Genomic DNA, 23134 nt, shown 5'->3' with positions numbered 1-23134 from the left:
GGCTCAGGACCGATTCATGATCAAGGATTGCCCGGCAAGTTCGGCCTCACGCCGGGCGATGGCGAGTTCCAGTTCTGGCGACCGTTTGGCCCAGTGTTCCGGCGGGAGTGGTTTTGACCATTCGAGGATGTCGGGATGGGGCAATTCCGGTGGATGGGAAAGCTTCCAGTCCTGAAGCTTTTCCGCCAGATAGGTGCCCAGAAACGTTATGCAGAAAACTCCCCACAGGACGCTTAATATTTCCCCTTTACGCAGGTCGACGATTAGCGATCCGATTTGGGTTTCTTCGTAAGGTGCGATACCCACCCGACTTTCGGGGACAGCCTCAGGTCCAATTTCCATGTAACTGCGCGTGCATTCCCATAACGCCATCGCTGTAGTGCCGCCGCCACAGTTAAAGCCTAGTGAAAAGTGTTTGTTGTCTTCTTTAGCGTGCGGGTTGGGGTTTTCGAAACCAATGACCAGAAGGCCCATTGTGGCTTTGCCGGCCTGACTGACTGATGACTGTTGAGTGGCGGCCTCCGTCACGGTTTCCCAGGAGACAATCCAGTACTCGCCGTTGTCGCGGGGGACGCAGACTTCGCGGCGTTGGCGGTTGAAGCGTATGGGTAAGGGGACTTCGCGGAAGAGGCTTTGGATCAAAATCAGCGTAGGGACACCCAATATAACGGCCCCTAGGATCAAAACATCTCGGCTGTAATCAGGGTCGAGATTTAGAGTAAAAAAAGAAATAGCTAAAAACACCATCATCGTCGGCCACATCCCCATCACGGCCGATCCGATGCTGTAGTTACCAATATCGAGAAACACCTCGCTCTTGCGCCAGATGATGTTGAGCACATCACATGGCTTTTCACCTGTGGGAATGGGTAATGGCGCCAGATAGTCATTACGCGAAAACATCCTTTTTTCCGTTGTGCCTGCCGGTGGCGTACTCATGACTGCGCCTCAACTCGTTCGGCCAACTCGGTTTCGCGTTTGACGATGGCTGCTTCTAGTTCTGGAGAGCGTTTGGCCCATTGTTCAGGCGGGAGCGGTTTTGACCATTCGATGATGTCGGGATAGGGCAAGTCGGGCGGAGGGTTCAACTTCCAACGCTCCAGCACATCGATCAGCAGCGTGTTGAATATGAATATTCCGCAGAACCCCTCCCAGAGAACGGTTACGAACCAGCCTCTCAACTTCGCGGCTTTGATCAGATCGTCCAGATAAGTCGCCCAGATTCCTTTTGACCTGTCGAAACGCGCGGTTTGATCCTCGACAGCATCTGGCCCGATCTCCATGTAACTGCGCATGCATTCCCACAGAGCCATCGCCGTAGTGCCGCCGCCACAGTTGAAGCCCAGCGAAAATTGCTTGTTGTTGTCCGAAGCGTGCGGGTCGGGGTTTTCGAAACCGATGACCAGTAGGCCCATTGTGGCTTTGCCAGCCTGACTGACTGATGACTGTTGAGTGGCGGCGGCTGTCACGGTTTCCCAAGGGACGATCCAATATTCACCGTTTTCACGAGGGACGCAGACTTCGCGGCGTTGGCGATTGAAGCGTATGGGTAAGGGGACTTCGCGGAAGAGGCCTTGGATCAAGAAAAAAGTTGGCACGCCAATAATGAACGTCGTCATGACCGCAAAAATATGCATGTCATCGTGATCATTTCGAAACAGATACCCCATGAAAGCGAACAACACCACCATTGGCCAAAGCACCATCACCGCCGAACCGATGCTGTAGTTACCAATATCGAGAAACACCTCGTTCTTGCGCCAGATGATATTGAGCACATCAGAAGGTTTTCTACCGGTGGGAATAGGTAATGGCGCGAGATAGTCATTGCGCGAAAACATCCTTTTTTCCGTTGTGCCTGCCGGTGGCGTACTCATGACTGCGCCTCAACTCGTCCGGCCAATTCGGTTTCGCGTTTGACGATGGCTGCTTCCAGCTCTGGAGAGCGTTTGGCCCATTGTTCAGGCGGGATTGGTTTCGACCATTCGATGATGTCGGGGTAGAGCAGATCGGGTGTCGGGTAAAGCTTCTTCCTCTGCAGGTAGGTGGCGAGAGGAGCATTGAAGATGAATACGCCAAAGACACCTTCCCACAACAGGGTCAAAAACCAGCCACGTTCTTTGGCTTTATCCTTCATGTAATCGATGTAGTAACGCAGGTTGGCCCCTGAATTAAGCGCTGCGGCATCCGGAGCCGCCTCTGGCCCAACTTCCATGTAACTGCGCATGCATTCCCACAGAGCCATCGCCGTGGTGCCACCGCCACAGTTGAAGCCCAGCGAAAAATGCTTGTTGTCTTCCGTGGCGTGCGGGTCGGGGTTTTCGAAACCGACGACCAGTAGACCCATTGTGGCTTTGCCGGCCTGACTGACTGATGACTGCTGAGTGGCGGCGGCTGTCACGGTTTCCCAAGGGACAATCCAGTACTCTCCGTTGTCGCGGGGGACGCAGACTTCTCGGCGTTGGCGATTGAAGCGTATGGGTAAGGGGACTTCGCGGAAGAGGCCCTGTATTAAAAAGAAAGTTGGAACTCCAATGATGAACGTGGTCATGACTGCAAAAATATGCATTTCATCGTGATCATTTCGGAACAAGTAACCCATGAAAGCGAACAACACCACCATTGGCCAAAGCACCATCACCGCCGAGCCGATGCTGTAGTTACCAATATCGAGAAACACCTCGTTCTTGCGCCAGATGGTGTTGAGCACATCACAAGGCTTTTCACCTGTAGGAATGGGCAATGGCGCCAGGTAATCATTGCGCGAAAACATCCTTTTTTCCGTTGTGCCTGCCGGTGGCGTACTCATCGCTTGTCCTTGGGTTGCAGATAAATCGCGCCGGGGTGATCCTCGCCGAGCGGATAATTCGGTACACGATCAAGTTCGGGAGTTGGGTCGTTTCTCAGCGCTATGACGCCCGAGGTGTTGTTTAAAGTAAAAGCCAAACCTCGCTCCCCGCCAATAAAGCTCCAGGCGCCGAGTATCGCGGTCAATGGCGTGCGGTAACGCAACCTTAGCGACAGCGTGCTGGGGGGTGTGCCCAGCACGTCTTTCAACTCCTTGAAAGGGCCGCTTATACGCAGGCCCTGGCCTTCCTTGAACGGTATCCACTGACAGCTGCTGCCGGACAACCAGTGAGGCGTCATGTCACGCCACGGACGGGGTGGTTTGTAGTTGCTGGTCGGGCTGTTCTTGATCAGATGCCGATAACCCTGGGTGTCCACCGGGTCGCCGACCATGCTCAGTTCCAGGTAGACACTGCCGGGTTCGGCGCCCGGCAAGTCGATGGTCAGCGCCTCAATGGCACTGACGTAAGCCAGGCCGGTACGGCCGTCATCCGGCGCGGGTCTGGCACTGCTTTGCATGGTGACCCGAGGCGTATAGAGGATGAGATACAAACGGTCGAGTTCGTCGTGCTGGACTTTAGGCGCGATGGGGTTCAGATCGATAGCCCGCGCTTTAGACCAGCAGCAATTGTTAAGGAAATTTTGCAGCGGCGTTTTCTCAAAAATCCAGACAGTCAGATACAACAGGCCCAATCCAGCAATTACCCAGTTCAGCGGCCCCATGTACAGCGTGTAACGCAAAATGGCGACTTCGGCTGTTATCGAACCAGCCAACGCTCTCATCGTGTAAGAAGCCCCCAGTAATGCTTGGGTACTAAATGCAGCGACTTGTCCTCCTACCGCAACTTGGCGCATTTGCAGCCAGGGATCTATCTGACTCTGGGAGTTTTCGAGTTGCTTTTGCAAGGACCTAAACTCCTGATATGCGGCACCCGCTGACAACCCACCAATCACCCCACCAAACAACGTAAGCGCCGGCGCCGCAGATGAACGAATAAAGAACCGATCCTTCCCCAACCCCATCCGCACCTGACTATCCACCACCGCCACCAACGCCGCCGCCCCATACAAACTCGCCGACACCGTGTCATTCACCCGCCGGGCATCCATCCCCTCCAGCACCCCGGCCTCGCTCAAATAGTTCTGCACATTCACCACGTTGACCAACAACGCCGCCAACGGCACCACTCCCCCGCTGTTGACCACCACCGGCGAATTGACAATCCGCTCCACCCGCCCAACCCCAATGGCTTTCCCCGTCTTGTTCACCCATTCACTCAACGCCTCGGCCCGTTGCCCCAGCAATTTCCACACGGGTCGCCCGGCTTCGATTGCGAACTGCAAGCGGCTCTCCCCGCCCAACCTCGCAGCGATAAAAATACTCATCCACGATGCACTGAAACCCTTGTCTCCCTTGAGCAACAACAACGCCGCACCCAGCCGATTGACCAATACATTCCATTGGCTGTCGGCCTCGCGGGCCATGGTTGCGATGTCGTCCAGCACCACCACGCTCAGCGGCGCCAAGGCCTGATGGGTGGCGCTGAGGTTGTCGGCGGACAGGGCGGCCATCAACTCACCAAGGCGCGAGGCGTTGTTGACTGCCGCCTCAATCGACGGCGCCCAGGCGCTGAACAGTTGCCGGAGTGCGCCACCGTCGGCGGCGCGCACGTAGTCGGCGTATTGCTCGGCGCCCTGGGCGCGAATGCATTGGGCGGTCAGGCAGCCGGTGGCGAGTTCGGTCAGCCATTGGCGGGTTTCGAGGTCGTCGTAATCGACAAACCAGGTGCCGCTGGCCGAGCGTTTCAGGTACACGCCACGGTCGGCGAACAACGCCGTGTGGCGTTGTTCGAGTTGTTGGAAGTGGCCGGCGGCGGTGTCGGTGAACCATGTGTTCATGGCGTCGAGGTCGATGTACTTGCCGACCTTGGCGCTGAATGCGTGATTGTTGAGGTTGGCGTGTTTTTCCGCGCGGTATTGCCGGACCACTTCCTCCGCTTCGTAGTACAGATCGGCCGGAATAAACGCCCGCACCGGGCCGACAATGGCCGCGATTCGCCCGTCACGGACGGCAGCTTCGGCCTCGGTCGGCCGACCGCCGTATTGGCGATCCCGGGTTTCAACCCTGAGTTCCTCGTTCAGCCGATCCTGGGTGTCGAGCATGATCTGGCCCTGTTCGGGCGTGAGGCTGATGTCGCGATCCTTGTAGCGGTAGCTGAGATTGCCGGCCAGTTCGGCGCCATCTTCGCTGATCAGACTGCGCACGAAACCGCCGATGCTCAGGCGCAGATTGTTTTCGCCCAACCATTTTTCGTGGCCGGCTTCCAGCCATTCCTGTTCGTGGTTGATGTCGCGTAACACGCCCAGATCATCGTCCAGGCAGGCGAAAACGGCGAACAGGCCCTCGGTTTGCGCTTTGGCGCTTTCCAGCCAATCGCGCGTGCCCTGCCCGTCCCACGGCTCGGCGCTCCACTCGCCCGGTGGCTCGTCGCTGGCGTCGGGATATTGCGCAAGAACCTTGTGGCGCTCGCGGTTGCGATGCATGGCGTCTGTGTAGGCCTTGATGTTGGTCGGCGTCGGGGCCTCTAACAGCGTCGCGCCGAGGGCTTCGGTGTCCTCGGCGTTTTTTTGCTGGTCGACTTTCATTGACCGGGCAAAGGTCTCCGGGAGAAGTTCGGCGATGACCTCATCGGCCTTCTCCAGTGGCGGACAGTGCGGGGCCAGCAATTCGTCGGCCACCGTGCGCAAGGCGATCTGGCGCATGTGCTGGCTGCGTTTGGCGCTGCTCTCGCTCAGGACTCGGCAATGCCCGGCGTTCAACGGGAACTCGCTGTAAAGCATCCAGGCGTCGTGGACTTTTTGCAGTGACAGGCCTGTGAGTGTGGCGTCGGGCACCGGAGCCGCCGCCGCGTCCAGCGCCTGCTCTTGCAGCAGCCCCTGCGGCGAAACGGCAAAACGCTTGAGCGGCCCCTGATGCTGCCAGAGGTACACAAACCCCGCCCGCAAACGACGTGCTGCTATCGGGCGGCTCTGCGGTGTAATACCGGGAACGCAACAAGCGTGTTCAGCCTTTTCGTGCGCCAGCGCATAGCGCACCGGCACCACAAACAGTTCGGGCTGACTGGCGGGACACGGATGCACCGTGCAGTTGATATCTACGCTTGGCTGGGCTTTGGCCTCGCGTTCGGCCTGAGCGGCCTCGTCGACCATGGCCAGTTTTTCGGCGCTCATCGGGCGAAGTCCTTGTCGGTCAGCAATTGGTGCGTCAATGCGCTGTTGAGGTTGTCCAGACGCTGGTGCGGCAACACCCGGGGTTCGGCCAGCAATTGCCGGTAGGCGCCGTGCTCCGCCCCATCGGGAAAGTCAGTGCCCAGCACCGTGAAAAAGCGCGCCCAGAGCAGGACTTCATCGACGGCACTGAAGCCCCGGCGTGCAGCACTGGCCTGACAGTCCATGGCCCATTGCTGCAAAGCAGTCGAATCCATTGAGTTGAGGTATGTGGCGAAATGGCGTTGACCGTGTGCGATCAACTGTCGGGAGAAAGACTGGCGCTTGACCGCGTTCAGCTGATCGAGTTGTTCCGCTGTCAGCAGCAGCCAGGGCTTATGCGCATAGGGGATCGCGGGGTGCTCGGTTTGCTGATGAATCTGTAAATCCGGCAGACGAATCAGCCGTACCGGCCCCATCAATCGATCACGCTCAGGCGCGGGCAAATCCTTCAGCCACAACGCGGCAATTCGCGGGTCGTAGAACCGGAAGAAAACCGTCGCAGCCCCGTCGACACGCGCGTGGATCAGGCTGCGCAGATGTTCCAGCACCTGGTCTTCGTCGGCCTCAGACTCCAGCCAGATGCCCACCGTTGCGCTCCACTCCTGGCAAAAAACCGTTGCCAACGGGCTATCGGGGGGCACACCGATCAGCACGGGGCCGGCCTTGTCCAAAGCGCTGTAGGCGGTACGTTGATAAAGCGAGTGAACAGGCGTGCCGCCCGTCAGCTCGAACAGGCGATCCGGAAGGTTTTCGATCTGGACTCGATCCAGCAACATATACGCCCGGCTCATGCGCTCACCTGTGACAGTTTTTCGCACACGGCACAGACTGAGGAGGCTTGCGCTGCCGCCTGAGTCAACGCAGCCATTTGCGCGGTGACCGACAGCGCGAGCAGCGCCTGCGGATCTTCGGGCACCGCCGACAACGCCGTCTGCGCCGCCACCCCCGCCACCGGCGCACCGCCCTCGACGATGGCCACACTGCTGAATATCCCGGCCGCATTGATCACGAGGTGATGCCCACCCGCCGTCAGCGTCAGGCTCGTGCCGGCATCAATCACCACTTGGCTCGCGGTGAGCCGCGCATGCGGGCCGGCCTGAATCACCAGCGTGCCTTGCGCCGTGGTGCTGCTGTTGCCGCTGACGCTCAGCACGTCATCGGTGCCGATCAGCGTGTGGCGCGTACCGTCAGTGGTGTGCCGTTCATCAGCCTTGATCAGGCTGGTGCTGTGGTTGTCGACCTGTTCGAAACGGTCGCGACGGATCTGGTTGCGGCTGTCGTTGAGGATCAGTTGTTCGAAATCACGTTCGGCGCGCAGGTAGATTTTTTCCTGGCCGGCGCGGTCTTCGATCATCAGTTCGTTGTAGCCGCCAGTGTGCGGCGAACTGTGGCTGCGCAGCACGGTTCGGGTGTTGTGCTCGGGCAAGGCGTAAGGCGGAGACTTGACCTTGTTGGCCACGCAACCGGTGATCAGCGGCTGGTCCGGGTCGCCCTCGAGAAAGGTCACCACGACTTCCATGCCGATGCGCGGGATGGTCACCGAACCGAAATTTTCACCGGCCCAACTCGATGCAACACGAGTCCAGCAACTGCTGCGTTCGCTGTTGAATTCAGCACGGTCCCAGCTCAGCTCACACTTCACGCGGCCATATTCGTCGCAGTAGATTTCTTCGTTGGCAGGCCCGGTGACGCGTGCGGTCTGGCTGACCAGCGGCCGGCGAGGCGCTGGCAATGGCGGGCGAAACACCACCTCGGCGGGAATCGCGCTGAAGCTGTTGCGATAGCCCTGAGTGAAACCGTCGGTGTCTTTCGCGTCGCTGGTAATCGATTCCTCAAGCACCTGGGGCTGTCGGCCAGTGTGAGAAACGCTGAGCAACAGCCACAGGTCATTGCCGCTTTTGCGCGGGTGCTCGGTCAGTTCGAACAGGTGGCCGCAGCGCAAGCTCGACTGATCGCTCTGCCCCTCGCCCATTTCATAGTCGCTGCGATAGCGCTCAAGTGCCTGCCGGGCCAGTTGCTTGCCGCGCTTTTCGTTTTCGATCAACAGCGGGTATCGGTAGTCCTCCAGCACCGGGGTGAAGTCGGCGGTGAATCTACTTTCCAGCAGTAGACTCGGACGTTCGAGGTCATAGTCGCGGCGGGTAACGGTGCTGGTGCGCGTGCTTTTGCGCACACTGAAGCGGCTGACCACCGGGTGCTCCGCGACCATACCCGAGTCCTGTTGATAGGGCGTGGCACCGAGTGTGGGCAGGAACACCTGATCGTCGGTGAACACCAGCAAATGATCGTCCGCCGAGTGCTGATGATGCCAGGCGATGCCGTCCTCGGCGCATAGCCTCTGGATGAACTCGTAGTCACTTTCGGCGTACTGCGTACAGTATTCGCGAACAGCGCTGGTGCTGACATGAAAGCTGAACGCATCGGCCTGAAGGCCATGGCCCTTGAGCACCTGCGCGATGATCTGCGGCACGGTCAGACGCTGAAAAATTCGTTGATCGCGGCTGAACTGCAAGTAATACAGCGCTGGCACCAGCGTCAGGTGATAGCGGGTCAGGCGCTTGCCTGATTCGCCGACCAGGACGTCTTCGATATGCCCGTGAATGCCTTCGCCGCGATGGCCGAATTGCAGAAACGCGGGTTGGCCGAGCACACTCTCCAGATCGAAATCAGGGTGCTCGCTGACCAGTTCGACCCGGATGCCGTAGAGGGTACTGATCGCTTCGGTGCCACTGAAGGCCAGCACCTGAAAGTCGTGACGGATTGCAGGAATCTGCAACGCAAAATGCGCGGCATTGGCCGGCCGGAACATACGCTTATCCTTAAGCAAATAGGAAAAGAGCGCGATGTCCAAACCGTCCGTGGTTCGTGCTCGCGAGTATTGGCGGGCACGGTAACAACGGGGAAAAAAAATCTATGTAGGAAGGCTCGCTGAAGAATGCGGGAACATTCCTCAATGCGAATATCAGCTTCTACTAAAAGGCCGGTTTAAAAGAGATCGCTGCGCGCGATCTCTTTTAAGCCGGGCTACTTTAATAACCTGCCCAGTCCATCCAGCAGTCGCTGCAACGCGCCCTGATTGCGGCGCATCACCGCCAGCCCGGCCTCGGCCATGCGTTGCGCATCACGCGGCAATTCGAACAGCCGCTGCACTTCCACCGCCAGCCCTTCGGCATCATCCACTTCGGCCAACGCCCCGGCCTCGCGCAATTGCGCGGCGATGTCGAGGAAGTTGAACAGGTGCGGGCCGCTGAGCACCGGTTTTGCCAGGGCCGCCGGCTCCAGCAGGTTATGTCCGCCGTTCGGCACCAGGCTGCCGCCGACGAAAGCGCTGTCAGCCAGCGCATAGAGAAACAGCAACTCGCCCATGGTGTCGCCGAGCAGCACCGAGGTGTCGGCCTCGACGTTGGCACCGGTGGAGCGGCGCACCGTGGCAAAGCCTTCGCGCAGGCACAATTCGAACACCGCGTTGAAACGCTCTGGATGACGCGGCACCAGAATCAGCAGCGCATTCGGGTAGTTCGCCAGCAGGCGACGATGGGCGTCGAGCACCACTTCGTCTTCGCCTTCGTGGGTGCTGGCGGCGATCCACACCGGGCGCTCCAGCGCCTGCCATTGGCCGCGCAGTTGATTGGCGCGTTGCAGCAGTTGCGGGTCGATGGTCAGGTCGAACTTGATCGAACCGGTGACCTCGACCGTCTCCGGGCGCGCACCCAGATCACGAAAGCGCTGGGCTTCGGCTTCGGTCTGCACCGCGAACAAGCTCATTTCAGCCAGCATCGGCGCGGTCAGCTTGCTGAAGCGGCCATAACCCCGGGCCGAACGTTCGGACAATCGGCCGTTGGCCAGCGCCACCGGGATCCCGCGTTTGGCGCACTGGTGGATGTGGTTGGGCCACAGCTCGGTTTCCATGATCACCGCCAGTTTCGGCTGGACGCGATCCAGGAAGCGCGCTGCCGCACACGGCAAGTCGTACGGCAGATAGCAATGCTGGATGCGCGGCTCGTTGGCGAACAACGCCTGAATCCGCTCCGAACCGGTCGGGGTCATGCAGGTCACGGTGATCGGCAGCTGTGGATAACGTTGCAGCAAGGCGCGGATCATCGGCGCGGCGGCGATGCTTTCGCCCACCGACACCGCATGCACCCAGATCCCGCCGGGCTGCAGCGACGGCATCCCGTAGGAGAAGCGCTCGCCAATCCGCTTGGCATACGCCGGGGCCTTGCGCGAGCGCAGCCACAGCCGAATCGCCACCAATGGCAGCCCCAGGTAAAACAGCGCGGTGTAGAGAGTTCTATTCATGGCGGCGGAGTTTATCGACTTTTGTCGCCAATCGCCCGCAAGTGCACGGCAAAACGTTCAGCCAGCCAGCGCGCGGCGGGCCCCAAAGGCTCATCCCGACGCCAGACCAGCTCCACCACCAGCGCTGGCGGCGTCCATTCGCTCTCCAGTTCAACCATCAGGCCCTGATAGGCCGAATACTGCACCACATGCCGGGGCAGCCACGCCCAGCCAAGATCACGCACCAGCCATTCGGCCATCACATAGAAACTGTCGGCGCGCCATACCTGTGGGCTGGCCGGTTCGTTGCCGGGATAAACGCTGGTTTGCGTCGACATCAACAGCTGCCGGTGTTGCGCCAGTTGCTGACAGGTGACATAGGACTGCGTCGCCAGCGGATGATTGATCCCGCAGACCGTGACCATTTCCACCCGACCCAAGACCCGGCGCTCCAGTGCTTCGGGGATTTCATCGTGATAGAACAGCAGGCCCAGATCGGCGCGGCGCTCGACCAGTTTGCGCGCCACCTCGCCTTGGGCGGCGCTGGTCAGTTGCACTTCGAGGCTGGGGAATTGCTCGGCCAGGGCATCGAAGCTTTCCACCAGAGCCTGATAAGGCATCGCCTCGTCCTGAGCCACGCGCAACTGCGCTTCCTGGCCGCGCATCATCGCCATCGCCCGACCATTGAGGCGCTCGCATTGGCGCAACACTTCCCGGGCCTCTTCGAGCAGCGCTTCCCCCGCTTCGGTGAGCTTGGGCTGCCGTCCACTGCTACGCTCGAACAGGCTGACGCCCAGATCATCCTCCAGCATGGCAATTGCGCTGCTGATCGCTGATTGTGCCTTGCGCTGCTGGCGGGCCACAGCGGAAAACGAGCGTTGCTCGGCGACGCTGACGAAGGCGCGCAGTTGTTCCAGGTTCCATTGGGTATTCATGGCGTAACCCATCTTTAAAACAGATAGGTAATGACTTTACCCCATCTGGCGAATCACTAGAATGCCGCCTCAGCAAGCAATGTTTTACATGAGGATTTACACATGAACGCCTACGCCTTTCTGGCTATCGCCATCTGCGCCGAAGTGATTGCCACCGTTTCGATGAAAGCGGTCAAAGGCTTGAGCACCCCGCTGCCGCTGATCCTGGTCATCGTCGGTTACGGGATCGCCTTCTGGATGCTCACGCTGGTGGTGCGTACCGTGCCGGTGGGCGTCGCCTACGCCGTGTGGGCAGGCATGGGCATCGTGATGGTCAGCGTCGCGGCGCTGTTCATTTATGGGCAGAAGCTGGATGTGCCGGCAATGCTCGGGATGGCGCTGATCGTCCTCGGTGTGGTGGTCATCCAGTTGTTCTCGAAAACTGCCGGGCATTGACTGAGTAATGCATATCCCCCTGTGGGAGCGGGCTTGCTCGCGAAGACGGTGTGTCAGGCAACATTGGTGTTAACTGATAGACCGCTTTCGCGAGCAAGCCCGCTCCCACAGGGGCCGACGCCTTCCCCTCTGTTGATCATCGACAAATCCCCTCTTTCCCGAGTCTGTATACTGCGCCCTCGTCTTGAACACTGAGGTCGTTGCATGCCATCCGTTATTTCCACCGACGTTCTGATTGTCGGCGCTGGTGTCGCCGGCCTCTGGCTGAACGCGCGTCTGCGCCGTCAGGGTTTTTCGACCGTGCTGGTGGAAAGCGCCAGCCTCGGCGGCGGGCAGAGTGTGAAGTCCCAGGGCATCATCCATGGCGGTGCAAAGTACGCCTTGCACGGCGCGCTGACCGGCGCCTCGGAAGCGATCGCCGACATGCCGCGCCGCTGGCGTGAAGCGCTGGCCGGCACCGGTGAGCTGGACCTGTCCGGCGTACGCCTGCTATCCGAAGCGCATTACCTGTGGTCGCCAGGCACCCTGGCCGGCAACCTCACCAGTTTCTTCGCCAGCAAAGCCGTGCGTGGCCGCGTCGATCAGGTCAAGGGCGATCAACTGCCGCCAGCGCTGCAAGACAAACGTTTCAAGGGCAAGGTCTATCGCCTGGCTGAACTGGTGGTCGACGTGCCGAGCCTGATCCAGCGTCTGGCCGATCTGGCCGGGGACGGTCTGCTCGCCGGACAAACCATCGAGCCGCTGTTGGAAGCGGGCGTGCTGGTCGGCCTGAAAGTCGACGGCCGCGAGATTCGCGCCCAGCGCATCGTCCTCAGTGCCGGGGCCGGTACCGCGCGGTTGCTGGAAGACCTGGGCCTGACCCAACCGGCAATGCAACGTCGTCCGCTGCACATGATCATCGCCAAAGGCCCGGGCCTGAAGCCGCTGTACGCTCACTGCCTGGGTGGCGGCACCAAACCGCGCATCACCGTGACCACCCACCCGGCCGCTGATGGCAACTGGGTCTGGTACATGGGCGGTGACATCGCCGAAAGCGAAGGCGTAAACCGCGAGCCGGCCGAGCAGATTGCCACGGCGCAAAAGGAAATCGCGCAGTTGTTGCCGTGGATCGACCTCAGCACCACGCAGTGGGCGACCTTGCGGGTCGACCGCGCAGAACCGCTGCAAACCGGCCTGAGCCGTCCGGACAACGCCTTCCTCGCCGAACAGGGTCGCCTGCTGGTCGGCTGGCCAACCAAGCTCGCACTGGCGCCAGACTTCGCCGATCGTGTCATCGCCTCACTGGAGCGCGACGGCATCCAGCCGCAAGCTGCCGAGCCGTTGCCGGCGCTACCGAAACCACCGATGGGCGTACCGGCCTGGGAGCAACTGTTGCCATGAGCGTAGCGACCCTGCACGAACTGCATCGCCCGCTGGGCAGTACCGGACTGCTGGTTTCACCGCTGGGCCTGGGCACGGTCAAGCTTGGCCGCGACCAGGGTGTGAAATACCCCAACGGCTTTCAGATCCCCGACGATGACGCAGCACGCATGCTGCTCAAGCAGGCGCAGGGGCTGGGCATCAACCTGATCGACACCGCCCCGGCCTATGGCCGCAGCGAAGAACGCCTCGGCCCGCTGCTGCGCGGCCAGCGTCAGGACTGGGTGATCGTCAGCAAGGTCGGTGAAGAGTTTGCCGACGGCCTGTCGCGCCATGACTTCAGCGCTGCGCATACGCGGATGTCGGTCGAGCGCAGCCTGCAACGTCTTGAAACCGATTTTATCGATCTGGTGCTGGTGCACTCCGACGGCAACGACCTGGCGATTCTTGAGCATGAAGAGGTTTACGCCACGCTCGCCGCACTCAAGGTCGAGGGCAAGATTCGCGGCTTCGGCTTCTCCGGCAAAACCGTCGAAGGCGGCTTGAAAGCGCTGGAGCAAGGGGACTGCGCGATGGTCACCTACAATCTGAACGAACAGAATGAGAAGGCAGTCATTGACTATGCTGCTGCCCACGGCAAAGCCATCCTGGTGAAAAAAGCCCTGGCCAGCGGCCACGTGTGCCTGAGTCCGGGCGTGGACCCGGTGCGCGCCAGCTTCGAGCTGTTGTTCCAACAGCCCGGCGTTGCCAGTGCTATTGTCGGGACGATCAATCCGCTGCACCTCGCCCATAACGTTGCGACCGTTGCCCAGGTCCTTCGTGGTCACTGACGCCGCCTCGCGGCCTTAAGCAGGAGCCGACATGCCGCGCACGCTCATCAGAAAGAACCCGAGCAACTTCAAGACCCTGCCGCTGTTCGTCGAAGCCTCGCCCGAAGGCCTGACCTATCAGAGCGTGGGCATGCCGCTGAACTTCGCCCAGACCTTGCAGCGACGCAAACCGGTGAGCGTGGCGGATGCCGAGCGCTTCGCGCTGGAGCTGGCCAACCTCGGGGTTTCGGTGCGCCTGACCCTGCATTGGCAGAATCGCGACTACTGGGTGCTGGTGCGCCAACGCCGCCAGGATCGCGGTGACGTGGTGCTCAAACTGATCTCCGGTTACGTGCCGGCCCATGAGCTGAACATCCCGCTGCACACCGCGATTCAGGAGATTGCCGAGGAGTGCCTGCTGGAAACCCCGGAAGGCTGGCTCGGCGGGCGCTTCAACGACACCTGGCTGCCGGCGCCCTACTCGTCCGCGCTGCATTATCGCGAGGCCCTGCCGTTTCGCCTGACGCCGCTGTCCGGCTCGGCGCGGCCGGTGCGCTGTGCCAACCTGCAATTATTGGAGCGTCCACGGGCCTATGTGCATTTACCCACCGCGTCGCTGCAACTGATCTACGACCTGCGTCTGGAAGTACCAAAAGAAGCCAAGTCGCTGAGCCTGTTTCATGTCGATGAGCGCCTGGAGGGTGATCAACTGGTCGCGCGCCTGGACCGCAAACGCCCGGATCTGTACCTGATGCCGTTGCAGGATGGCGAGCCGCTGGCCGAACTCTACACCTTGAAGAAAGGTCAGCTGTATCCGGCCGGCACGCGCGGTCTGTATCTGGCCGAAAGCTTTGCCAGACAGGATGGCTGGCTGGTGCGCGAGGAGCGGATTCGCTGGAAGGACTGGCTGCGCCAGCAAGGCCTGACACCGCCGGAAAAGCCCACGGGACTGGCGCGGTTGCGCGGCAAGGCCAAGCAATTGCTGAAGAAGATCGTACCGCGCAAGAAAGTCAGTTCCTGAAACGAAAAAAATCGCCCGAACGCAGGCCAGGGCCGCGTTCGGGCGATTTTTTTAGCGTGAATCAGTGACCGCGGATTTTCTCCACGATCGCTGTCGTCGAACTGTTTTCCACCAGCCCCAGCACTTTCACCGTGCCGCCGTACGCCTTGACGATGTCCGCGCCGACCACCTGATCAATGCCGTAGTCACCGCCTTTGACCAGCACGTCCGGCTTGACCTCGCGCAGCAGGTTTTCCGGAGTGCCTTCCGGGAAGCTGATCACCCAGTCCACCGCACCGAGGCCGGCGAGTACCGCCATGCGCCGGTCGACACTGTTGATCGGACGTCCCGGCCCTTTCAGGCGACTGACGGAGGCGTCATCGTTGATCGCCACGATCAGACGGTCGCCCTGCGCGCGCGCCTGCTCGAGGTAGGTCACGTGACCGGCATGCAGAATGTCGAAGCAGCCGTTGGTGAAGACGATGCGCTCGTTATGCGCGCGAGCATCGGCGACTGCCTGTACCAGTTGTTCGAGACCCAGCACGCCACGTTCCGAGCCTTCTTCGCGCTGGATCGCCCGGCGCAGTTCCGGCGCGCTGATCGCTGCGGTACCGAGCTTGCCGACCACAATGCCGGCTGCCAGGTTGGCCAGCGCCACCGCGTGCGGCAACTCTTCACCGGCAGCGATCGCCGCCGCCAGCGTGGAAATCACCGTATCACCAGCACCGGTCACGTCGAACACTTCACGGGCACGGGCCGGCAGGTGCAGCGCCGGATGCTCCGGGCGCAACAGGGTCATGCCGTGTTCGCCACGGGTCACCAGCAGCGCGCCGAGTTCGAGATCGTGCATCAGGGTCGCGCCCTTGCTCACCAGCTCGTGCTCATCGACGCAACCGCCGACGATGGCTTCGAATTCGCTGAGGTTCGGCGTGATCAGGCTGGCACCACGGTAGATCGAAAAGTCCTTGCCCTTGGGATCGGCCAGCACCGGAATGCCTTTGGCCCGGGCAGCCTGAATCAAGGCCTGATGGTTTTTCAACGCGCCTTTGCCGTAGTCGGACAGCACCAGCACCTTGATGCCTTCCAGCAGATCATCGACCTGCGAGGCCAGGGCCAGTGCATCGGTGGCAAACGGTTCTTCAAAGTCGATACGCAGCAATTGCTGGTGCCGGCTCATGACCCGCAGCTTGACGATGGTCGGCTGATGCGCAATGCGCTGGAACAGAGCACGCACGCCAGCCCCCTTGAGACTGTTGCTCAGGCTGTCGGCGGCTTCGTCATCACCGGTCACACCGACCAGGGACGCCGGCGCACCCAGCGCGGCAATGTTCAAGGCAACGTTGGCAGCACCGCCCGGGCGGTCTTCGATTTGCTCGACTTTTACGACCGGAACCGGTGCCTCAGGGGAAATCCGTGAGGTTCCACCATGCCAGTAACGGTCGAGCATGACATCGCCGACCACCAAGACTGGGGCTTGATCGAATCGCGGCATGGACAACTTCATGGAGCAACCCACATACAAAATGAACAGGGGCGCGATATTAACACAGGGTTGGCGCAGGCTTGAGTGCAGCCTGCAACAGGATGAAACAGCTGAGTATTTTGCTTATTTTTTGAGCACCAGCGCCGCCAGTTGCTGGCAGGCTTCGGACAAATCGAGGTCCTCGGTGTCGATCTGCCACTCGGCTGTCAGCGGCGGCTCGTAAGGACTGTCCACCCCCGTGAAATGCTTGATCCGCCCTTCCCGCACGGCCTGGTACAGACCTTTTGGATCGCGCCTGGCACAGACGTCCAGCGAGGTACTGACATGCACCTCAATGAACTCATCCGGCGCAAACAGCCGGCGTGCGGCATCGCGTTCGGCGCGGAACGGCGAAATGGCGGCGACGATCACGATCAACCCGGCGTCGACCATCAGCCGCGCCACCTCCGCCATGCGTCGGGTGTTTTCCCGGCGACAGGCATCACTCATGCCCAGGTCACGGCACAGACCGTTGCGCACGTTGTCGCCATCGAGCAGAAAAGTGTGTCGACCGAACGCATGCAGGTGCAGTTCGAGGGCATTGGCCAGGGTCGACTTGCCGGCCCCGGAGAACCCGGTCAGCCACAGGCAGCATGGGCGCTGCGCCTTGAGCGCAGCCCGGGCCTGGTGCGAGAGCGCCAGACCATAAGGCCGGATGGCGAGCGTCTGTACCGCCCGTGACATGGACTCATTCATAACCGAGCAACTCGTAGTCACGCTGATAGACCCGACGCACCAGGCGCCGGGTGCGTACGCAACAGAACTCACGCACAGGCATCGATTGCCGCTCCCGCGAACTGTTGACGTGAGGCAACTGACTGTCCAGCCCCAACTGTGCGCAGACCAGACCAAAGTCGCGCGTCAGGTGCTCCTGATAACCGACGAAATCCAGCGCCAGGTGACCGAGCGAATCAACGAGAAAGTCCGTCTGTGGCGCGAAGTGCAGTTGCCGGGCGATGGTTTCCGGGTGCAGCCAGCGTGCGACAAAATCGTCGAAATCGCGGTATTTGCGCACCAGCTGCTGCGCCGGGTGGTCGCGCGCGCTCAACGCGTTGCCACGCAGAAAGGCATAGGCCGAATAGGCGCGCTCCAGCGGGTCGCGGACAAAGGCAAACTTGAAAGCGCTCGCGAACTGCGCGGGGAACTGCGCCTCGTACCAGTACAGCGGCAAATGCCCGGGACGCCAGCCGTCAAACATTGCCGTGCAGATGCTGCTGCCGGCGCATTTGGGGACGTGAATGAACAGGCAGGAACGCTGCTGGAAGGCTTGGGGAAACGTCAGGTTGGCCGACATCGATTTGTTCACCACCTGACGATCGACCACCGACAGGCGCCCCAACAGAAAGGCCCGCTGCGACTTGGGCAGCAGTTTCCAGAGATAGCGTTGCAGCATGAAAGCACCCGCGCGACGGGGATGGCCCCCTCGATGAAAGTCAGAGTTCGTTGAGGAACCTTAACAAGCGCGGTGCCCGGATTTATTCCGGTTTGGTCAAGAAGGGTAAAGGTCTGGATACAAACGACTGTGGGAGCGAGCCTGCTCGCGAAGGCGTGTGCACATTCGACACGGATGTCGTCTGTTGCACCGCTTTCACGAGCAGGCTCGCTCCCACAGGATCAGGCCTGGAATCAGGCGATGTCTTCGGCCGGAGTGTCCAGGCCCATGGCGTTCAGGCGTGCGTAATAGCCGTTCTGGGCGAGCAACTCGTCGTGAGTACCGCGCTCGACGATCCGCCCCTGATCCATGACCAGAATCAGATCGGCCTTCTCGATCGTCGACAGACGGTGAGCGATCACCAGCGTGGTGCGGCCCTTCATCACTTGATCCAGCGCCGCCTGAATGTGCCGCTCGGATTCGGTATCGAGTGCCGAGGTGGCCTCGTCGAGAATCAACAGCGGTGCATTCTTGAGCAGCGCACGGGCAATCGCCAGGCGCTGACGCTGACCACCGGAAAGCAGTACGCCGTTTTCGCCAACCTGAGTGTCCAGGCCTTCAGGCAGTTGCGCAATGAAGTCCATCGCATAAGCATCACGCGCGGCTTTCTCGATGTCTTCGCGGGGCGCGCCGGCCAGATCGCCATAAGCGATGTTGTTGGCCACGGTGTCGCTGAACAGGGTGACATGCTGGGTCACCTGGGCGATATGGCGACGCAGGTTGAGCAGTTTGTACTGTTCGACTTCCACGTCATCGATAAGGATTTCGCCCTTGTCGTGGTGATAGAAGCGCGGAATCAGGTTGGCCAGCGTCGACTTGCCGCTGCCCGAGCGCCCCACCAATGCCACCATCTGCCCCGGTTGAACCGAGAAGCTGATGTTGTCGAGCACCTGACGTTCGGTGCCCGGGTAGGTGAAACTCAGGTTGCGTACGTCCAGACGACCGCTGACCGAGTCACGCTCGACCGTACCGGTATCGACTTCGGGCTCGACGTCCAGTTGCTCGAAGATGCTCTCGGCACCGGCCACACCTTTCTGGATGGTCGAGCTGACTTCCGACAATTGGCGAATCGGCTTGGGCAGCAGGCCCGCCAGGGTGATGTAGGCGACCATGTCACCCGCCGAGGCGTCACCGCGCAGGAACAACACCAGGAACATCAGCACGGCCATGGCGGTGTAGATCACCAGTTGCAGCATCGGCGTATAGATCGCACCGGTGCGAGTCATGCGCAGTTGCTTGTCGGTGTTACTTTGGCTGGCGTTGAGGAAGCGCTGTTCTTCGTAAGCCTCGCCGCCGAAGCTGCGTACCACGCGATAGCCCTGGATGGTTTCCGAGGCCACGTGCGTGACGTCGCCCATCGCCAGCTGGATCTTCTTGCTCTGCTTGCGGAATTTCTTGCTCGCCGTGCGCACCATTACGGCGATGAGCGGCAGGATCGCAACCATCACCAGGGTCAGCTTCCAGTTCATGAACAACAGCGATGCGAACAGGAAGATCACCGTCATCCCTTCACGGATTACGACCTTGATCGCATCTGTTGCCGCCCCCGTGACCATGGTCACGTTGAAGGTGATACGCGAAATCAGATGACCGGAGTTATGCTTGTCGAAATAGCGGTTAGGCAGGACCAGCAGGTTGTTGAACAACTGCACCCGCAGGTCATGCACCAGGCCCAGGGAGACCTTGGCCAGGAAATAGTTGCCCAGATAGGAGCCAAGCCCCTGCCAGGCGGCGATCAAGATGATCAGCAGCGGTACGGCCTGCAGCAGTTGCAGGTCACGCAGATACGGCACGCTGGGAAACAGCACCGCTTCAGGGTTGGACAGGCCATCGACAAAGTACTTGAGGATGTAGCCGAGCATCGGCTGCGTCGAGGCGAAAATCAGAAAACCGACGATGCTGATCAGAAACAGACTGATGTACGGCCGGACATAGCCGAGCAGGCGGAAGTAGATTTTCAAGCTCGAAGGGCTTGCGGCTGGACTGGAGTCGGTCATATCACGCGAAAGTCGATAAAAAGGACGCTGACTTTAGCACAGCTTCTTCAGGGTTCTGGCAATCGGCGAAAGGCTGTTATTGTTAGGCATCTTTTTCCGTATCAAATAGCCATCACTCGAATGGTCGATCAACCTCAGGAATGAATCTCACAGCATGCAACTCAGCGGCTTCAGCAGTACGTCCAACCGGATTTTCGATTTCATCAGCCTGTGGATACTTCCCGCCGGCTATTTCCTGCTCCTGTGCGCGCTGTTCTTTTTGCCGGGCCGAAGCCTGCATCACAAGCTGTTTTACGGACTGTTCAGCATTCCGACATTGATCGCATTGTGCCTGCGCCCGCGCGAGCTCAGAGAGTTGCTGCGCGAGCCGATTTTCATCGCGGTTCTGCTGTTTGCGGCGTGGGCCTTGCTCAGTCTGGCCTGGGGACCGGGCGGTGAACCTTTCGGCGGAATGCTCAAGCCGCCACTGCATACCCTGCTGTTGTTCGCCGGCTGCTACCTGCTGGTGCGCTACCGCAGCGATATCCTTCAACCCTTGATGTTCGGCGCAGCGCTGGTCGCCCTGATTGCCACCACCATTTTCCTGTTCATGTTCGCCCGGGTCTATGAACCGGGGATGCGCCTGATCGGCGGTGGCGCCTTCGACAATCCACTGCTCAGTTCGCACCTGTTCGGGTTCTTCAGTGCCTACTGGCTGAGCGTGACCATGACCTGCAAACGCCGCCGGATGATGTGGCTCAGCGTGCCGGCGATGGCCATCATGTTCATGGCGGTGATCGGTACCGGCTCCAGAACCCCGCTGGTGGCGCTGACCATGGCAGCACTGTGGCTGTGTTTCATTTGCTGGAACCGACGCTCGGTGGGGCTGCTGATCGCCCTGGCCCTGAGCGGTGTGACCGTTGTCATGCTGTTTGGGCAGATGATCACCGAGCGTGGCGACTCCTACCGCCTGGAAATCTGGCAGAAAGTGCTGCACATGATTGCTGATCATCCATGGATCGGTCACGGCTACAGCGCCACCCTTGCCGTCGATCCCGGCAACGGTGTCAGCTTTCAGGAGCCGCACAGTTTTGTCTTGGGAGTTCTGTATTACGTCGGCATCATCGGCTTGCTGCCCTGGTTGTTTTTTCTGCTCTGGGGCCTGCTGAGCAGTTGGCGCCAGCGCGTGCAGCCCATGCTGATCATTGCCTCGACCTGGCTGGTGTTCGGTATTGGTGCAGGACTGACCGAAGGCGGTGGAATCATCTCGCGGCCCAAGGAGCACTGGTTCCTGCTGTGGATCCCGCTGGCGCTGATCGCGGCGCTGAGCATCAATCAGCGCGCGCGTCGCCTGTTGACCCTGCCGGTGCAAAAGCTCGCCGCGGCAGACCTTGAGCAATTGAGCCGCGAAGCGCAGATCATTGAAGAAGACGGCCTCGGCCCGAAAGTCCTGCGCCTGAGCGACGGCAGCTTCCTCAAACTGTTCCGCCGACGCCGCTGGTACACCTCCGGCAGTTTCAATCCCTACTCCGAACGCTTCGCGGTCAACAGTGAACAATTGCATCAGATGGGCATTCCGACCCCGCCAGTATCGAATCTGTACCGCCTGGACGATGGCAGCAGCGCCGTGCATTACTCACCATTGCCGGGCCACACCCTGCGTCAGGTGCTGCAGAGCATTACCGCCCCGGCGGTACGTCAGGCGCTGGTAGAGCGCTTTGGCAAATTCATGGCGCAACTGCACGAGAAAGGCGTGTATTTCCGCTCGCTGCATCTGGGCAATGTGCTGGTACTGGAAGATGGCGAATTCGGGCTGATTGATCTGGCCGACCTGCGTATCTACCCTACCCCGCTCAGTCTCTCCCTGCGCCAACGGAATTTGCGTCATATGCAACGTTACACTGTCGACAAACGCTGGTTGTTCGAGGATCACCTCGATGCGTTGCTCCAGGGGTACGCCATGACGGCGTCTAAATCCGCGGTTGAAAATCTGCACAGGCAAGTGCTGGCCGGCAACACTGCGGCCCGAGTTCACTGATGAACGAAACTAATCCCCTATTTGCGCTGGCCGCCTATCTGCTGGCCATCGTCACCTCCGCCCTGCTGTTGCGCGCGGTACCGAAAATCGCCCGGCACCTGCAGCATTCCGGCGAAAGCCGTTATGCCAGCATCGACGGCCTGCGCGGCTACCTGGCGTTTGGTGTATTCGTGCACCACTCGATCATTACCTGGATATTCTTGCGCACCGGGGTGATCGATTTCCCCCCGAGCAACTTCTATTCGATGCTCGGCCAGGGCAGCGTTGCGCTGTTCTTCATGATCACCGGGTTTCTGTTCTGGAGCCGCCTGCTTGCGCAAGGACGCGACCACGACTGGCTGGCGTTCGGCGTCTCACGGGTATTTCGCCTGTACCCGCTGTACCTGCCGCTGATGGTGCTGGTGTTCGTTTCGATCTTCCACTTGCAGAACTGGCAACTGAAAGAGCCTGGCCTGGAACTGTTCAAGCAGATTCTCGCCTGGCTGACGTTCGACCGACCGGACATCAACCAGTACCGCCACTCGGGCATGCTGATATCCAACGTCACCTGGACGCTGGCCTATGAGGTGTTTTTCTACCTGGCGCTGCCACTGGCCGGGCTGGTGTTCATCTACCGCGGCAGTTGGTTGCAAGTGGTGCTGTGCCTGATCGGCATCTACGCGCTGTACCAATTCATCGGCTGGGAGCATTCGCTGAAAAAGCACTTTCTGGCGAGCTTTCTCGGTGGCATCGCCGCCGCGTACTGGATTCGCCGGCCGGCGCTCGTGGCATGGAGCCAGTCGCGCCTGGCGAGCATCATCGCCGTGCTTGCGCTGCTGATCGCGTTCACCGCGTTCAGTCGAGCGTTCAAGGCTGCACCGCTGTTTCTGCTGGGGCTGTTTTTTGTGATCGTGGCGTCCGGCAACAACCTGTTCGGCGCGCTGAAGCCACGCAGCATTCGCTGGCTCGGCGAAATCAGCTACAGCACCTATCTGCTGCACGGTTTCGTCCTGTGGCTGATGGTGCAACGGCTGCCACTGCTGCTGGACATCGATGCGCGGGAAACCTCGGTGTACCTGCCCTTGGTGGCGGTCTGCACATGCTTGCTGATTCTGATCAGCAGCGCGACGTTCCTCTATATCGAGCAACCGGGCATGGCTGCCGGCAAGAAGGTTCTGCACTGGTTGCGCCAGCGCCAGAAGGGCGAAAAGCGCCTGTCGGAGAAAGTCGCTCGCTGAGTGCGAGCGACCGTTA

General features: G+C 60.4%; 18 protein-coding genes. 6 read left to right on the top strand and 12 right to left on the bottom strand.

Annotation, left to right across the window (positions count from 1 at the left end; translation table 11 throughout):
• Nucleotides 1-3: 3 nt before the first annotated feature.
• From AC0J41_RS00705 to AC0J41_RS00670, 8 genes are all read right to left on the bottom strand, one after another.
• Nucleotides 4-939 (bottom strand): hypothetical protein, encoded by a 936-nt coding sequence (locus AC0J41_RS00705; RefSeq protein WP_473014300.1) that lies wholly within the window; start codon nt 937-939, stop codon nt 4-6.
• Nucleotides 936-1877 (bottom strand): hypothetical protein, encoded by a 942-nt coding sequence (locus AC0J41_RS00700; protein ID WP_473014299.1) that lies wholly within the window; start codon nt 1875-1877, stop codon nt 936-938. Before AC0J41_RS00700 ends, AC0J41_RS00705 begins: the two co-directional genes overlap by 4 nt.
• Complete coding sequence (locus AC0J41_RS00695; protein ID WP_473014298.1) at nt 1874-2809, bottom strand: DUF6708 domain-containing protein; 936 nt, start codon at nt 2807-2809, stop codon at nt 1874-1876. Before AC0J41_RS00695 ends, AC0J41_RS00700 begins: the two co-directional genes overlap by 4 nt.
• Entirely contained in the window at nt 2806-6078 is a 3273-nt protein-coding gene (locus tag AC0J41_RS00690) for a toxin VasX (RefSeq protein ID WP_473014297.1), read from the bottom strand. The genes AC0J41_RS00695 and AC0J41_RS00690 overlap by 4 nt, the downstream gene beginning before the upstream one ends.
• Nucleotides 6075-6908, bottom strand: coding sequence for a DUF4123 domain-containing protein (locus AC0J41_RS00685; protein WP_473014296.1), 834 nt, complete (start codon nt 6906-6908; stop codon nt 6075-6077). The genes AC0J41_RS00690 and AC0J41_RS00685 overlap by 4 nt, the downstream gene beginning before the upstream one ends.
• Nucleotides 6905-8926 carry a type VI secretion system tip protein TssI/VgrG gene (tssI, locus tag AC0J41_RS00680; RefSeq protein ID WP_473014295.1) on the bottom strand — a complete coding sequence of 674 codons (2022 nt, stop codon included), beginning with the start codon at nt 8924-8926 and terminating at the stop codon, nt 6905-6907. Before tssI ends, AC0J41_RS00685 begins: the two co-directional genes overlap by 4 nt.
• Before the next feature lie 215 nt (nt 8927-9141).
• Nucleotides 9142-10416, bottom strand: coding sequence for a lipid IV(A) 3-deoxy-D-manno-octulosonic acid transferase (gene waaA / locus AC0J41_RS00675; RefSeq protein WP_473014294.1), 1275 nt, complete (start codon nt 10414-10416; stop codon nt 9142-9144).
• Nucleotides 10417-10427: 11 nt separating this feature from the next.
• Entirely contained in the window at nt 10428-11330 is a 903-nt protein-coding gene (locus tag AC0J41_RS00670; RefSeq protein WP_025110189.1) for a LysR family transcriptional regulator, read from the bottom strand.
• A gap of 102 nt (nt 11331-11432) precedes the next feature.
• On the opposite strand from AC0J41_RS00670, the gene AC0J41_RS00665 reads away from it, so the two are divergent.
• From AC0J41_RS00665 to AC0J41_RS00650, 4 genes are all read left to right on the top strand, one after another.
• Nucleotides 11433-11765 carry a DMT family transporter gene (locus AC0J41_RS00665; protein ID WP_003221050.1) on the top strand — a complete coding sequence of 111 codons (333 nt, stop codon included), beginning with the start codon at nt 11433-11435 and terminating at the stop codon, nt 11763-11765.
• A 204-nt stretch (nt 11766-11969) separates the two neighbouring features.
• Nucleotides 11970-13145: an NAD(P)/FAD-dependent oxidoreductase gene (locus AC0J41_RS00660; RefSeq protein WP_473014293.1), complete on the top strand. Its 1176-nt coding sequence runs from the start codon at nt 11970-11972 to the stop codon at nt 13143-13145.
• Nucleotides 13142-13954 carry an aldo/keto reductase gene (locus tag AC0J41_RS00655; RefSeq protein WP_473014292.1) on the top strand — a complete coding sequence of 271 codons (813 nt, stop codon included), beginning with the start codon at nt 13142-13144 and terminating at the stop codon, nt 13952-13954. The genes AC0J41_RS00660 and AC0J41_RS00655 overlap by 4 nt, the downstream gene beginning before the upstream one ends.
• A gap of 31 nt (nt 13955-13985) precedes the next feature.
• Nucleotides 13986-14954 (top strand): hypothetical protein, encoded by a 969-nt coding sequence (locus AC0J41_RS00650; RefSeq protein WP_025110192.1) that lies wholly within the window; start codon nt 13986-13988, stop codon nt 14952-14954.
• A gap of 61 nt (nt 14955-15015) precedes the next feature.
• Here the strand turns inward: AC0J41_RS00650 and hldE are convergent, their stop codons facing one another.
• The 4 genes from hldE to msbA form a co-directional block, all read right to left on the bottom strand.
• Nucleotides 15016-16437 (bottom strand): bifunctional D-glycero-beta-D-manno-heptose-7-phosphate kinase/D-glycero-beta-D-manno-heptose 1-phosphate adenylyltransferase HldE, encoded by a 1422-nt coding sequence (gene hldE, locus AC0J41_RS00645; protein WP_025110193.1) that lies wholly within the window; start codon nt 16435-16437, stop codon nt 15016-15018.
• 102 nt (nt 16438-16539) lie between these two features.
• Complete coding sequence (gene cysC, locus AC0J41_RS00640) at nt 16540-17151, bottom strand: adenylyl-sulfate kinase (protein WP_473014291.1); 612 nt, start codon at nt 17149-17151, stop codon at nt 16540-16542.
• Nucleotides 17144-17848 carry a sulfotransferase family 2 domain-containing protein gene (locus tag AC0J41_RS00635; protein ID WP_473014290.1) on the bottom strand — a complete coding sequence of 235 codons (705 nt, stop codon included), beginning with the start codon at nt 17846-17848 and terminating at the stop codon, nt 17144-17146. Before AC0J41_RS00635 ends, cysC begins: the two co-directional genes overlap by 8 nt.
• 233 nt (nt 17849-18081) lie before the next feature.
• The gene (msbA, locus tag AC0J41_RS00630; RefSeq protein WP_473014289.1) at nt 18082-19884 is read right to left on the bottom strand and encodes a lipid A export permease/ATP-binding protein MsbA; all 1803 of its coding nucleotides are present in this window, start codon (nt 19882-19884) and stop codon (nt 18082-18084) included.
• Nucleotides 19885-20038: 154 nt separating this feature from the next.
• Here msbA and AC0J41_RS00625 point away from each other — a divergent pair, with 154 nt between their 5' ends.
• Together AC0J41_RS00625 and AC0J41_RS00620 are read left to right on the top strand one after the other, a co-directional pair.
• Nucleotides 20039-21901 (top strand): O-antigen ligase family protein, encoded by a 1863-nt coding sequence (locus tag AC0J41_RS00625; protein WP_473014288.1) that lies wholly within the window; start codon nt 20039-20041, stop codon nt 21899-21901.
• Nucleotides 21901-23118 (top strand): acyltransferase family protein, encoded by a 1218-nt coding sequence (locus AC0J41_RS00620; RefSeq protein WP_473014287.1) that lies wholly within the window; start codon nt 21901-21903, stop codon nt 23116-23118. The genes AC0J41_RS00625 and AC0J41_RS00620 overlap by 1 nt, the downstream gene beginning before the upstream one ends.
• Nucleotides 23119-23134: the final 16 nt, after the last annotated feature.

The sequence above is a fragment of the Pseudomonas sp. Arb-4-2C genome (assembly GCF_055755015.1).
This window is presented reverse-complemented; position numbering and strand designations above follow the sequence as displayed.